The sequence below is a fragment of the Solibacillus sp. R5-41 genome (assembly GCF_002736105.1).
GTDB lineage: Bacteria > Bacillota > Bacilli > Bacillales_A > Planococcaceae > Solibacillus.
Genome location: NZ_CP024123.1, coordinates 320625 through 335034 on the forward strand (window position 1 = coordinate 320625; position 14410 = coordinate 335034).

At 37.5% G+C, this 14410-nt stretch carries 13 protein-coding genes and 1 riboswitch; of the genes, 7 read left to right on the forward strand and 6 right to left on the reverse strand.

Annotation, left to right across the window (positions count from 1 at the left end):
* Window positions 1–3 precede the first annotated feature (3 nt).
* From CSE16_RS01575 to CSE16_RS01585, 4 genes are all read left to right on the forward strand, one after another.
* A complete protein-coding gene (locus CSE16_RS01575) occupies window positions 4–519 on the forward strand; it encodes a DUF1850 domain-containing protein (protein WP_099422240.1) in 516 nt (171 codons plus the stop codon).
* Complete coding sequence (locus CSE16_RS01580; protein ID WP_099422241.1) at window positions 503–2515, forward strand: TRAP transporter permease; 2013 nt, start codon at window positions 503–505, stop codon at window positions 2513–2515. Before CSE16_RS01575 ends, CSE16_RS01580 begins: the two co-directional genes overlap by 17 nt.
* Before the next feature lie 220 nt (window positions 2516–2735).
* Window positions 2736–2873, forward strand: coding sequence for a hypothetical protein (locus tag CSE16_RS21505; RefSeq protein ID WP_172954341.1), 138 nt, complete (start codon window positions 2736–2738; stop codon window positions 2871–2873).
* A gap of 148 nt (window positions 2874–3021) precedes the next feature.
* Entirely contained in the window at window positions 3022–4134 is a 1113-nt protein-coding gene (locus CSE16_RS01585) for an amidohydrolase (protein ID WP_099422242.1), read from the forward strand.
* Window positions 4135–4175: 41 nt separating this feature from the next.
* Here the strand turns inward: CSE16_RS01585 and CSE16_RS01590 are convergent, their stop codons facing one another.
* The 4 genes from CSE16_RS01590 to CSE16_RS01605 all read right to left on the reverse strand — a co-directional run bounded on the left by CSE16_RS01590 (window position 4176) and on the right by CSE16_RS01605 (window position 8678).
* Entirely contained in the window at window positions 4176–4883 is a 708-nt protein-coding gene (locus CSE16_RS01590; protein WP_099422243.1) for a Fe-S oxidoreductase, read from the reverse strand.
* Between the two features lie 741 nt (window positions 4884–5624).
* The gene (locus CSE16_RS01595) at window positions 5625–6593 is read right to left on the reverse strand and encodes a DMT family transporter (RefSeq protein ID WP_099422244.1); all 969 of its coding nucleotides are present in this window, start codon (window positions 6591–6593) and stop codon (window positions 5625–5627) included.
* Between the two features lie 98 nt (window positions 6594–6691).
* Window positions 6692–7918 (reverse strand): peptidase T, encoded by a 1227-nt coding sequence (pepT, locus tag CSE16_RS01600; protein WP_099425722.1) that lies wholly within the window; start codon window positions 7916–7918, stop codon window positions 6692–6694.
* A 109-nt stretch (window positions 7919–8027) separates the two neighbouring features.
* On the reverse strand, window positions 8028–8678 hold the full coding sequence (locus CSE16_RS01605; protein ID WP_099422245.1) for a lysoplasmalogenase: 651 nt from the start codon (window positions 8676–8678) through the stop codon (window positions 8028–8030).
* A gap of 88 nt (window positions 8679–8766) precedes the next feature.
* Here CSE16_RS01605 and CSE16_RS01610 point away from each other — a divergent pair, with 88 nt between their 5' ends.
* Window positions 8767–10443 (forward strand): ABC-2 transporter permease, encoded by a 1677-nt coding sequence (locus CSE16_RS01610; RefSeq protein WP_099422246.1) that lies wholly within the window; start codon window positions 8767–8769, stop codon window positions 10441–10443.
* Between the two features lie 61 nt (window positions 10444–10504).
* Here the strand turns inward: CSE16_RS01610 and CSE16_RS01615 are convergent, their stop codons facing one another.
* Together CSE16_RS01615 and nfsA are read right to left on the reverse strand one after the other, a co-directional pair.
* Entirely contained in the window at window positions 10505–10918 is a 414-nt protein-coding gene (locus CSE16_RS01615; RefSeq protein WP_099422247.1) for a hypothetical protein, read from the reverse strand.
* A gap of 212 nt (window positions 10919–11130) precedes the next feature.
* Window positions 11131–11865, reverse strand: a complete 735-nt coding sequence (gene nfsA / locus CSE16_RS01620; protein WP_099422248.1) for an oxygen-insensitive NADPH nitroreductase — start codon at window positions 11863–11865, stop codon at window positions 11131–11133.
* Window positions 11866–12084: 219 nt separating this feature from the next.
* A riboswitch (SAM riboswitch) is annotated at window positions 12085–12200 on the forward strand.
* Between the two features lie 120 nt (window positions 12201–12320).
* On the opposite strand from nfsA, the gene CSE16_RS01625 reads away from it, so the two are divergent.
* On the forward strand, window positions 12321–13625 hold the full coding sequence (locus CSE16_RS01625; RefSeq protein WP_099422249.1) for an O-acetylhomoserine aminocarboxypropyltransferase/cysteine synthase family protein: 1305 nt from the start codon (window positions 12321–12323) through the stop codon (window positions 13623–13625).
* Window positions 13626–13873: 248 nt separating this feature from the next.
* Window positions 13874–14272, forward strand: a complete 399-nt coding sequence (locus tag CSE16_RS01630) for a hypothetical protein (RefSeq protein ID WP_099422250.1) — start codon at window positions 13874–13876, stop codon at window positions 14270–14272.
* Window positions 14273–14410 lie beyond the last annotated feature (138 nt).

Here is a 14410-nt window from a genome sequence, read left to right on the forward strand (position 1 = left end):
CTTATGAAAAAATGGTTCGTGGTAAGTGTTTTTTTTATTTGCTGTGCAGCGGTTTTTATTCCGTTTCAAAGAGCGTTGGTTTTCACGGAAACAAGAAATGAGGAACCGACTGTAAACTATGTATTATTGAATTCAGGAAATGATTTTCAAATAGTATTTACCCATTCTATTCACCTATCGGATGTCATCGAAAGTTATCGTGTATTAACATCCAATGAATTTCAACTAGTATCGATGAAATATTCAGATGTTGCAATCGGTATGCCGGGGCATGCTGAAGAAGGGCAAGCACTTATTTATGAAAATGGTGTATATACATTACGCTATGATGATGCGAAATTGCCTAATTTTACGCTACATATTGGCGCGGTTCAACAAAAGCTAATACTCCAATATGGTGACGAAGAATATAATTTAAAAAAGAACTTAGTAAAAGGGAAATCCTATTTTACTGAGGTAAGAAAAATATCATTCTATGAAAAAATGAAAGGTGTGAAATTGAATGACAAAAAAGAATGATCAAATTGATGATAACCAATTTGAACAATTATCCGCTGAAGATCAGCAAGCATTGTTAGAAAAATACGATATTGAATCAAACACGCGTAATGTGAATGGTATTATGAAAAAAGTGATTTATGTGGGACTCTTACTGTTTTCTTTATTTCAACTTTATACGGTTGTTTTTGGATTATTCCCAGCTCAAATTCAGCGTACAGTCCATTTAGGATTCGGTTTAACTTTTATATTTTTACTATTTCCAGCAATACGTAAAACGAAAAAGGATACCATTCCATTTTACGATTATATTTTAGCGCTTTTATCCATTGTAGTTGGTTCGTATTGGTTAATTAACTATGAGCGTCTTGTACAAAGTTTAGGGAGATTAGAAACAATGGACTTTTACATTGGGCTTCTTGCGACGATTTTAGTTTTAGAAGCAGCAAGACGTGCAGTTGGGTTACCTATTACGATTATTGCAAGTTTATTCCTGCTTTACGCTTATTTTGGTCCATATATGCCGGACTTCATGGCCCACCGTGGTCAAAGTGTAGACAACATTGTTAATTTAATGTTCTACTCAACAGATGGTATTTTAGGAACGCCTTTAAGTGTATCGGCTACATTTATTTTTGTGTTCTTATTATTCGGGGCCTTTTTAGTGAAAACAGGAGTAGGGCAATATTTTAATGATTTAGCCGTAGCAATCGCGGGGAAATTAATTGGTGGTCCTGCTAAAGTAGCAATTTTTTCTTCTGCATTACAAGGAACAATTTCAGGTAGTTCCGTTGCAAACGTTGTAACATCGGGTGCTTATACAATTCCGATGATGAAAAAGCTAGGCTATAAAAAGGAGTTTGCGGGAGCAGTAGAAGCGGCAGCCTCAACAGGTGGTCAATTAATGCCACCGATTATGGGAGCAGCGGCCTTCTTAATGGTAGAGTTTATTGGTCGTGGTATCACTTATTGGGATATTGCCAAAGCCGCAGCAATCCCTGCATTACTTTACTTTACAGGAATTTGGATTATGACTCATTTTGAAGCGAAACGTTTAGGGTTACGTGGATTATCGGATGAGGAATTACCTAATCGTAAAGAAGTATTGATGAAAATTTATTTATTAATTCCGATCATGTTAATTATTGTATTAATGTTAGTTGGTATACCTGTAATGCATTCCGCTTTATATGGTATTTTAGCTTGTATTTTAGTAGGGATGTTTAACAAGGAGACACGTCTAGGTTTTGCAGATATTTTAGATGCTTTAGTAGATGGTGCAAAAACAGCGTTAGGTGTAGTTGCAGCCACTGCATGTGCCGGGATCATTGTTGGAGTAGTTGTGAAAACAGGTCTTGGATTATCACTAGCAAATAGCTTAGTCAAATTAGCTGGAGGAAGCATTTTATTAACATTATTCTTCGTAATGATTGCATCTCTTATTTTAGGGATGGGTGCACCGACAACAGCTAACTATGTTATTACATCGACGATTGCAGCACCTGCAATTATCGCTTTATTAGCGCCAGATGTACCTCAAAGTGCTGTGCCAATTGTTGTGTTATTATCTGCACACTTCTTTGTATTTTACTTTGGTATTATTGCAGATATTACACCACCTGTTGCACTCGCCGCCTTCGCAGCTTCCGGAATATCAGGTGGAGACCCGATCAAAACGGGTGTGGACTCTGCTAAGTTAGCGATTGCGGCATTTATTATTCCGTATATGATTGTATTCTCACCAGCGCTATTGATGATTGACGTAACGATTATACAAATAATTTGGGTAGTATTTACTGCGATAATGGGTATGATTGCAATTGGTGCAGGGGTTATTGGATTCTGGTACCGAAAGCTAATGATTGTGGAACGATTAGTTGTCATTGCTGCCGGATTAGCAATGATTTACCCAGAATCATTTTCGGATGCGATTGGTCTGATTGTATTCTTCGCAATGTGGGCATTACAAATTTACACTAAAAATAAAGGGAATGTACCAAAAGTAATCGTTTCTTAAGGTGTAATTAACTCCAAGCAGTCGATTTTCGGGTCTATACCGAGGGTCGACTGTTTTTTTATTTTCATACAGTCGGAATGAGGCGTAATCGATGTCATTCATCTCTTCTTGAGATAGATTATATACTTATTATGCATAAGTGATATGTTTCAGTTGCGAACAAGAAAAGGAACGTGTAATATTAAATTATTATAAAATTCAGAAAATTGGAGTGATTGAAATGATGACATTTTTAAAATCTATGTTTGCTACTTATTTGTTGGATGAAGAACATGACGTGGAAGTAGTCGAGCAGACCGAAACACAGGCAGTTGAGCAATATGAACAGTATCCAGCAGGCTTTTTCTCAAGTCTATAACGACTAGAACTATCTATTTGCGCTAAGCAATGGATAGTTCTTTTTTTCGTTTGTAAATTGTTTTTCTAATTAGCTAGGCGCCTATTATTAGTAAATTTAGAATTGTGCTATATAATAGAGGTATTAAATTATATTAGAGGTGCGTTTCATGATTGATGTCAGGAAAACGGAAGAAATGATATTTGAATGGTTTCATTACTTCCACACTCATCCAGAGGTGAGTTGGCAAGAACATAATACAACAGAGAAATTAGCAACGATTTTAGATGATTTGAACATTCGCTATACCCGATTTGACGATGTGACAGGGTTAATCGCCGAAATTGGTGAAGGCAAGGAAGTTATTGCAGTTCGTGCTGATATAGATGCTTTATGGCAGGAAGTTGATGGTGTCATGCAGGCGAATCATTCGTGTGGACATGATGCAAATATTTCGATGGTACTTGGAGCACTTTTAGAATTAAAAGACAAAAAATTAAAAAAGCGTATCCGTTTTATTTTCCAGCCAGCAGAGGAATCAGGTGGCGGTGCCTTAGCTATGATTGAGCGTGATGTTTTAAAAGATGTATCGCATTTATTTGGTGTTCATTTACGCCCAGTAGAAGAGTTACCACTTGGAAAAGTATCACCAGCAATTTTTCACGGGGCAGCGGCGTTTTTGAGCGGTACAATAACAGGGATCGATGCGCACGGTGCACGCCCACACCAAGGGAATAATGCGATTGATGTTGCCGTAGCTATTCAGCAAATGTTGAAAAATTTATACATCGATCCATTTGAAGTATATTCAGCAAAAATGACGAAAATCGTTGCAGATGGTGGTAGTATTAATATTATCCCAGGTAATGCAAGCTTCTCTATTGATGTGCGAGCTCAGAAAAATGAAGTACTTGAGCAAATTCAAGCATATGTGAATGAGGGCTTAAAGCAAATTTCTCAATTATTTGCGATTGATGTCAATTGGCAGTGGCTGGATGTCACACCAGGTGCTGAAGTTTCTAAAGAAGCTGCTAAAGTAGCAGAAACTTCAATTATTGAAGCATTAGGCATGGAGCATTTAGCGCCAGCTGTTGCAACACCAGGCAGTGATGACTTCCATTTTTATACGATTAAGCAACCACAATTGAAGGCTACGATGATTGGTGTTGGTGCAAACTTAGCACCGGGACTCCATCACCCCCATATGACATTTGATCATTCAGGCCTACTTGATGGCGCCAAGGTGTTAACTGCGACATTAAAAAACGCTGCAACAAGTTAATTAAAAACGTCTTCGCATAATTAGAGCGAGGACGTTTTTCTTCATTTTATTGGACAAAAGCCGCAAGCTAATAAGCCAGGAATATCCTTAGAGAAGCAGCAGCTTTTTCTTACAGGATTATTGATGAGCTGAGAAGGGTTTATACCACTCGTGTAGTTTCGAAATAGTGATTTATCTGAGAAATAGCGCCAAATATTTTTGTCTTCTAGCATTTCTAAATCCTCAAATGCTCGATCAGAAAGAGCCGGATTATCGAGCAGTGTATGAAGGTGCCAAAGCATATAACCAAAAATATTTTCCCATAAAACAAGAGGGGAAATCGATGTTGTTTTACGTAGCTGCGAAATGATGACGGATGCTTTATATAATATGTCCGTCATTACTTTTTCCCGCTCATCATCCTCTACATAACGGTAATCATTTGGATTTATATACATGCCTAATGTATGGATTCCGAATTCGTTTATGATGGCAAAGCGAAGATCTTCAGGTTTCCCATCCCATACTTCATCATAAGACGTCAACATATAAAATTGCATAGCAACAAACATCCCATAGCGACGTCCAAAGTGAGAAATAGCCGCAGCTTCTGTTGCAGCATTTGTCACACCCATCATTAAATTTCTAAAATCCGTTAAATAAAAGTCTTTATGTAGATTCGCCAGCGTAAATAATGGGCGTGTAGGTTCCTCTGTAAAAATACTATATGAATTGAGTTGTCGTACTTGATCATAAGAAAGTGCAGGCATAAATCTCACCTTTTCATTAATAATTATTTGGTGATAGTAAACGGCTCACCATTGGATAACCTTACTATACCATTTTTACTTAATAAATGAGCGGGAAAGCGTCAAGGTGAACGAAATGTATGAGTGACAGGGCAAACGTGAATTTTAGCTATTTTTTATGAATTATTTTTATCGACGGTCGTTAAAGTGACAAAAAAATCAATTGAAATTTTTTTAAAAAATATTGACAAACAAACTGATAATGATTATCATTGTCATGTAGCGTAATCTTATTTGTAATTCAGTACAAATAAGAATGAACTCAGCGCCTTTTCTCCAAAAGTTAGCTAGTTCAAGGTAGCGTTCTAAACCCCCTCATTTGGAACGTGGTTTGGCAAGCATTGTCAAACAAATGATTTTTTTACTTTTTCTATTTTTCTTCTAGTTTTCTTCCCATATGGGAGGCCCTTTTATACCTGTATCCAATTGAGGATACAGGTATTTTTTTACTTGCTTCAGCAGAAGTCCTCCGCTTCTATAAGTGGGGGATGAATGCTAAGTATGCCTTATTTCAGTGGGGATTCAAACTCCGGCTGAATAGGGGAAATCTGGCTAAGATCGCAGCATCGTGCGGCAACGCCTCAGTGACCAACGTCGTGTTGGCCCAAAGCCTCCGCGGATGTCACAGATTTTTAGAGGATTTTTTCGACCAAGCTCGAAAAAAATCTGGACGCAATTACGCCGTGGTGTAATTGATTTTAATTAAGTAATATTTTTCTCTAATTGCAGTTGCTTCTTTCCGACCAGCATTGTGTGATAGCTATGTAGCAGCATTCCACCGATAATAACACCTAGTCCAATTAATGCGAGAGGCGCGGGTAATGGAACACTTAATAAAACCATTTCACCAGCCATAGCAAATAAAACCTCTGTGGATTGCGTTGCTTCTACTGCAGCAAGTTTGCCTTGATCATGTTGTACACGGTCTGTCGCGATGAAAAATAGAATGGTCGCGATAACACCAGAGGATACAGCGACTAATAAAGATTGGAGCACTTGACTTCCTGAAGGTAAACCCACCGTAAATAGCGCATAAATTGCAAGGATAATCCAGGCGGGTAACGAAGCGATTGTCATGCCAAGCACACGTTGAAAGGTATCAATTCGCCCATCGCAAATAGCCATCATTTTTCTGTTGCCTAAAGGGTACGCAAAGGCTGCGATAATCACTGGTAAAATCCCAAGTAATAAAATTTCTGTAGAAACGACTTTAGCTTGCGGAATTTGAATGAGTAAAATGCCAATTAAAATAATACAAGAAATGCCTAATGAAATAATCGGAATTTTAGAGCGAATAGGCTTTCCCGCAATAACCGTTACAAATATGGGTGCTAATAAAACCCCAGCAACAATCGTAAATTGCCACGTCCCCGAAACGAGCCAGCCTGGCCCAAATGCCGCAGCAAATGTAAGTGGGGCATAGAATAGGACAAAACCAACAAAGCTCCAAATAAACCAAGCTCCTGGTTTTACTTTAACCTCATTAGCTAGGACACGAAAGCCATTTTTACCACGTATCGCTACAATGGCAATTAAAAAAGGAAGCATAAAGAAATAGCGTAATGAAGAACTCCATAGCCAACTTCCACCTTCTAATTCCATCGAGTGATTTAAAATAAATGTAACAGCAAAAAATAGAGCTGCAATAATACCGATAAAAATTTCCTTCATAATGCACCTCTCTCTATTTACTTGGGTTTATTTAAAGAATTTTCTGATATTAATAGCGGTAAAAAATGGAGTGAATAGAATCACTCCATGAATAAATCTTAGTTACGTGCTTCGAACAACTGAACAATTTCAATAATCACTTCTGTTGCTTTCTCCATTGTTTCACCTGACACGAATTCATATTTACCGTGCATGTTTTCGCCACCAGCAAAGATGTTCGGAGTTGGTAAGCCCATGAATGAAAGCTGAGAACCATCTGTTCCACCACGGATAGGTTCAACAATTGGTGTAATTTCGAACTTTGTAAATGCCTCTTTTACGATGTCAACAATCTCCATAACAGGTTCAATTTTTTCACCCATATTGTAATATTGATCTTCCATCGCAACGGTAATTGCATCTTCACCATAAGCGGCTTGTATCTTTTTGCCAATTTCAGCCATATATGCTTTTTTCTCTTCAAATTTAGCACGGTCATGGTCACGGATAATATAAGACATTGTCGTTTCCTCAATGCCGCCATTAAATTGCATTAAATGAATAAAGCCTTCGTAGCCGTCTGTTTTTTCTGGAACGGCATCTTTTGGCATTTCATTTTGGAAGGCTATCGCCAAAGCAATCGAATTAACCATTTTGTCCTTCGCCGAACCAGGGTGGATGTTCGTACCGCGTGTCGTTACTTTTACACCAGCAGCATTGAAGCTTTGGTATTGTAATTCACCTAGTGGACCGCCATCCATCGTATACGCGTAATCCGCACCGAATTTTTCCACGTCAAATTTATGTGGGCCGCGTCCGATTTCTTCATCCGGTGTAAAAGCCACGCGAATTTTACCATGCTTAATGTCAGAATTTTTCACTAAGTAGGCCATAGCTGTCATGATTTCTGCGATACCGGCTTTATCATCTGCACCGAGTAAAGTTGTGCCATCTGTTGTAATTAATGTTTGACCAACATAGTTTTTTAAATTTGGGAAGTAATCGGGTGCCATAACTAAACCATTTTTTAATGTAATTGTTTCACCATCGTAATTGTCAATGCGCTGTGGATTAACATTTGTACCAGTATAATCCGTTGTAGTATCAACATGTGCTAAAAAGCCGATTGTTGGTACTTTTTTTTCTGTATTTGATTCAAGTGTAGCGAAAAGGTAGCCATTTTCATCTAATGTAATGTCAGTTAAGCCGATGTCTGCAAGCTCGTCTTTTAAAATGTGTAATAAGTCAAATTGTTTTTGTGTAGATGGCGTTGTTGTTGAGTTGAAATCCGATTGTGTATCAATTTTTACGTAGCGAACTAAACGTTCAATTACTTGTTCTTTCATGCTCATGAAAAAGCCTCCTTAGTAAAATCAATTATGCCTTGGCGTAATTGCGTCAAGATATATCATTCAGTCGGCGTTTTGATGTGGACTAAATGATGAAATACTGCTTTTATTGTACCACTTTATTTCGAATATTGAAGTATTGAGTAATGCTAAGCATGAAGAAAAATTGTGCACCATAATACGTAATCATAATGAGCTGATGTGAGTAGGAAACTTCAAACATAAAGCGATCAATTGCCAAAATAGAATCAGATATAATGAATAATATAGCGCCAGTTATCGCAAACGTGCTACCTGTACGGAATGAGGTCCAGCCCATTATTAAAATAACAAACATATAAGCCACAACGGCAATCGCTAAAATGGTTTCACCTCGATTAAAAATAGCACCTGCGATCCACACAACCATAAATAGTCCGTACACACCAAGTAAAATTTTTACGATAATAGGTGTTTTTGCTATATTTGTCGTTCGAAACGCGAAAATATAAAAAATATGCCCTGTTAAAAAGAAGCATAGTCCGACGATGAACCATTGCAACGTATAATCTCCAATCGCGCAAATGATGAGGCCAATTGAAATAAGCCAGTGATACGGAATTTTGGCCGGGAGCTTCGTCGTGAATGCCAGCGTAATAAGTAATAACATGGGTATTAACTTAAAGACCATTATTAAAGATGAATCGATGGAGTTAATGAAAAACACATAAAAAATGCCGAACCCTAAAAATAATGAAATGAGTACTTTTCGCGCCATAAATATTCCTCCTAAAACATATTTTTATTGTAATTATGAATCTTTCAAGCTAGTTATTCGTAAATAGTACAAAGAAAGGATGGTCACCATGGAACAACTTTTATTAATTGCCTTAATCGGTTCGTTGATCATGACATTATTAATCATACCAATTTCTCGGCATGTGAAAAACGGTAAATTTTTATCGAAGAAGCTAATCATAACATCTACGTTCGCTTTTGTAGTTAGTTTTATTTCGGTTTTTGTAACGGTTTATGTATCTAAAATTGATTTGAATTGGACAGTATTTTTATATGTGCTGCCTGTAGCCGCGTTAGTTGGCGCGATTTTATCAGGAGGGCGTGAGCAAAAACTAAAATCAGCTATTGTACTAGTGGGGATATTAGGGGTCGCTTATTTGATAAGTGCACCATTACTAAATGCTGAACAAAAATTCAAGTCCTCACAAATGGAGGAAAAGGTAGAAATCGAGCCATTCGATGAAACGAAAAAGCCGGCGAGTGTACCGCCACAGTTTGTAAAAAATAAAATGAAAAAAGCATTCGGACAGGTACCAAATACAAGCTATTATGAATTAGGTCGTTTGCAAATTCAAAAAATAAACGGTGAGTATGTGTACATTGCACCAGTTGAGTTTTCGGACTTTTTCAAATGGTTTAATGGAAAAACAACACCGGGTTATTTCACGATGAGCGCGACAGATTCAAGTGATAATCCGAAATTTATTAAATCGGAAATGAGCTATATTCCATCCGCTTATTTAAATCAAAATTTAGAGCGTCACATACGTTTACAATATCCTACACTCATTTTTTACGGGCAACCGCAATTGGAAATTGATGAGAATGGGAAGCCGTTTTACATTCGTTCATACGGTGAATTTATATCTGCGCGTAATGGCTTTGATGTGAAAGGGATTGTTATAGTTGATGCAAAAACGGGACATACAGAAAAGCTTGCGCTAAAAGATGTACCAGACTATATTGATGGGGCAATTTCTCCAGAAACAGTGAGCTTGCAAAATAGCTATTATGGGAACTATGTGCACGGTTATTGGAACAGTGTTGTTGGAAAGAAAGATGTGAAATTACCGAGTGATGAAGGTACGGAAGCGAATGTAAGCCCGATTTTCATGGAAGATGGGGAAATGTATTACTTCACAGATTTCACAAGCCCAAAAGAGGGTGTTGATTCTATGCTTGGTTATTCGTTGACAAATGCTCGTACGGGCGCGGCAACGTATTATACAGGTGATTTAGATGCATCATACATGGATTCTCAAGGAGCACTGCAAATTATTGAAAAGAAATTCATCGAGAAGAAATGGGAAGGCAAAATGCCAATTCTTTATAACTTCTACGGCGAGGCGAGCTGGTTAACTGCTGTACTTGATGCAAATGGTTTCCTACAAAACTATTTCATCGTTTCCGCAGCGAATCCTGAAATTTCAGCCTTTGCCTCCACACCAAATGAGGCGTTAAAGCTATATAAAACAGCATTAAGTCGTGGTGGTAGTACAGTAGGTGGCACTTCTAATGCAGAGGAAGCAACAGTAACAGGTGAAGTTGTTCGTGTATATAAAGAGCGTGTGGGTGATTTTACACTCGTATCATTCTTACTGAAATCGGGTGAAAACTTTATCGTAAGTTCAGAAATCGTACCGCTTGCGATTTATTTACAAGAGGGTGATCGCATCGTTATGACATATGCGAAAACAGGCGAGCAGTTCCAACCTGTAAAAAATGTAATTATTGAAGGATTATAAAGCATGTAAAAAGGGCAGGGATGTTGTTGAAAACGTCTCTGCCTTTTACAATTCATTTTTACTAGTAATTTTGAATATAGTGAAGCATTTTTTGTTTTCGGTGTTCAATTTTTTCTTCTGTGTATAGCGTTACATTCAAGAATTTTTCCCATTGCACGTTTAAAAGTTCTCGCTCGGTTGAAAAATGATCAGAAGGTTCATTATTGAAAATATAATCTAAATGGAAAATTTGCATAAGCACCACTTCAGGATTTTCGAAGTTGCAAACAAATTTAAGTTGCCAAATTGATGTATGTGCAATATATTGGTCGATGAACGCGGTTGCAGCTTCATATTTTGAGTGCTCTATTTGATCTGTAATTTGTTGATGAATTTTATTTAATTCAATATTTATGTCTGAAATTAACAAAGGGTATTTTCGAGCAGATTTCAAATGTTGGCGTTCTAATGATTTCGCAATAAATGGAGTCGACATTTATGTTACCTCCTAACAACTTCAGTCTCTTCATAATAGCAAAATATGAAACAAAAAACCTAAGTCATAATGAGTAATATGAAATGCTAAAAAAATAATTCTAAAAATCCGTATGGATGTAAAGTACCGATTCAATTAGTAAAGAAGGCATGTTCTTAGCTCAAAAAAACATCATTTTAGCGGAGCGCTAAAATGATGGGTAGGTCATGCGGTTATTTCCACGTAAAGCCTTTTGTTGCAAGGAAATCTTTTATAAATGGACGTTTTTGGTCGACTAAAAAATCCGCCATTTGCTTCGTCCAAGTTGCCATCTTTTGATTGGAAGAGCGGCTTGCGTAATACGTTTCCATCATCGCATCATAGTCAGCTAATAATGTTTCATATTGATCTACGTCATAGCTGTTTTCATGCAACACAGCCGATACTGGTAGACGAGGCTTTGTTTCATTACGTTTTGTCGGTGTACCAATTGTCATCGCAAATAATGGGAACACATAATCAGGTAAATTAAATAGTTCACTAATTTCAGCTGGATTTGTGCGTGCCCCGCCAATATAGCAAATCCCATAGCCCATCGCTTCAGCAGCAATAACAAAGTTTTGTGCAAATAATGAAACGTCCGCAACGCCAACAAGAACGTTTTCAGCAGAATCTGTCACAATGTCAACGCCGTGCATTTGACCTGCAACTTGTAGACGTTTGAAATCCACGCAAAATAAGAAAGAAGCACCCGCAGTTTTGAATTGGAAATCATTTTTTGATAACTCACCTAGTTTTGCTTTTTTCTCCTCATCCGTTACCCAAATAACGCTATATGCTTGGACAAAATGTGAGCTTGCAGCCATTTGCGCCGTTTCGATTAAATCAATAATGGTTTCTTTTGAAATTTGCTCACCTGAATATTTTCGAACAGATGAGTGACTTCGTAAAATTTCTCTTGTTTGCATGTAAATTTCTCCCCTTATGAAAAAATCAATGTAAAGGAACGTTCCTTTAAGTTTATTCTAGTCGATTTATATTCAGATGACTATTGATAATGCTGAAATGAGACTCAACAGCTTTGTTAAATAGAATATTATGAAAATCAGAAAATTTTAAATTAACTGTTGACGAACTGATATTAACTGTTTTATACTGTGAAACAACGATGGAACATAAATCACATACTCTTATCAAGAGTGGCGGAGGGAATAGGCCCTGAGATGCCCGGCAACCAGTGAGTGACGAACTGACTAAGGTGCTACTTCCTACAAGATGCAATTTGCATTTTGAAAGATAAGAGGAGGCAAACTTGCTCATTTGCAAACCCTCTTCTTAGCTGAAGAGGGTTTTTTTCATTCAAAAAACTCCTCCTCTATAACACCGATTTCACCATCGAAAACTATTTTGGAGGTTATTATTGATGACAAATTTACGACCAGAAACACTATTATTACACGGAGGTCAAAAGCCAGATCCTGTAACGGGTGCGATTGCAGTACCAATTTATCGTTCAACGGCTTATGCATTTAAAGATACTGCTCATGCGCAGCGACTATTTGCATTAGAAGAGGCGGGCAATATTTATTCACGTATTATGAACCCAACGGTTGGTGCATTTGAAGAGCGTGTTGCGTTATTAGAAGGGGGAGCAGCCGCAGTAGCACTTTCATCTGGTGCAGCAGCTATCGCATTTTCTATTTTAAACTTAGCAAGTGCTGGGGACGAAATCGTGGCAGCAGGTTCACTTTACGGTGGTACGTATAATTTATTTGCAACAACATTACCACGCTACGGCATTACAGTGAAATTTGTGGATGAAACGAACCCAGAAAATTTCCGGAACGCAATTACAGATAAAACAAAGGCTGTTTATGCAGAAATTATTGGTAACCCAAGTTTAAAGGTGTTAGATATTGAAGCAGTTGCTACAATCGCACATGAAAACGGACTACCATTATTAATCGATAGCACATTCGCTTCGCCATATGGTGGGAACCCAATTGAATTTGGCGCGGATGTTGTCATTCACTCGGCTACGAAATGGATAGGTGGTCACGGAACGACAATTGGTGGCATTGTCGTGGACGCAGGGAATTTTGATTGGACACAAGGGCGTCATCTTGGGTTTACAGAGCCAGATACGTCTTATCACGGACTTCGTTATGGAATTGACACTGCAGGGGCTGCATTTGCCACAAAGCTACGTGTTCAACTTTTACGTGATTTCGGTCCTACATTATCAGCAGACGCAGCATTTAACTTTTTACAAGGCCTAGAAACGCTTCATCTGCGTATCGTGCGCCATAATGAAAATACGTTAAAAGTAGCGGAATATTTACGCAACCACCCATTTGTGGAATATGTAAACTATAACGGCTTTGAAGATTTCCCTTCACATGAGCTAGCGAAAAAATATTTGAAAAACGGGTTTGGCTCAATTTTAACATTTGGCATTAAAGGTGGACGTGAAGCAGGGCGCCAAGTCATTGATAACGTGGAATTATTCTCACACGTAGCCAATGTAGGAGACGCGCGCTCATTAATTATCCACCCAGCATCTACGACACACCAACAATTATCAGCTGAAGAATTAAAAGTAGCTGGTGTATCTGAGGAGCTCATTCGCTTATCGATCGGTTTGGAGGCCATAGAAGATATTATTGCAGATTTAGAACAAGCTTTAGCGAAAGTAGCCGCTAATTTAGAAATCGAAACACAAGTTTAATATAATAGAAGAAACTTGCTTGCCTTTCATCATTTCGTTAGGGAGCAGCTTTCCAAAATTAAAACCAAGTATTTTTATAAGGTTTATTGACAAAGATAAAACCTAGTAATAAAATAGGGATTATAAACTGAGTAATGTAAATAATGTTGCAGCATCGTTTACATTACTTGAAGATAGCGCACTTGCAAATGGTTAACCCCCCTTTGAGCAAGTGCTCTATCTTAATCAATTAGAAGGATTTGTTTGACATGGGAAACGTATACAGTGCACAAAATGTGGCAGCATATATAATTTATGAACTAAATGATCTAAAGAAATTTGTAAACGCAATGACAATTCAAGAGATTTTGGCGGATGTAGAATTGATGTGGCAAAAGGTGTTTGGACACTGTGCTTTCTCTGAAACAACTTATCATTTATCGAAATCAGGCTATGTCGTGAAGGAAATAGCAGTGGAATATAAGGAACATGGTGTAGCACATATTTTAGTACCAGCAAAAGAATGGTATTTAAAATATGGTGAGTTCCAGCTCGTGCAACGTCCATTCGCAATTCCAAACTATACAGTAAAAGAACAGTTATTAATGAAGAAAATAATAAGCATATATCATTTACATAATATTGAACGTGTAAAGGTAGCGGTTTAATTCTGTTAAGGTGTAAATAAAATAGTTTCAATCATTTAAAAAACGTATTTTGGCTTCGAGTCGGGATACGTTTTTCATTTTATAAATAGTTAAAATTAATCCAACCTAAAGTACAAAATATGCTCATTCAAAAATAGA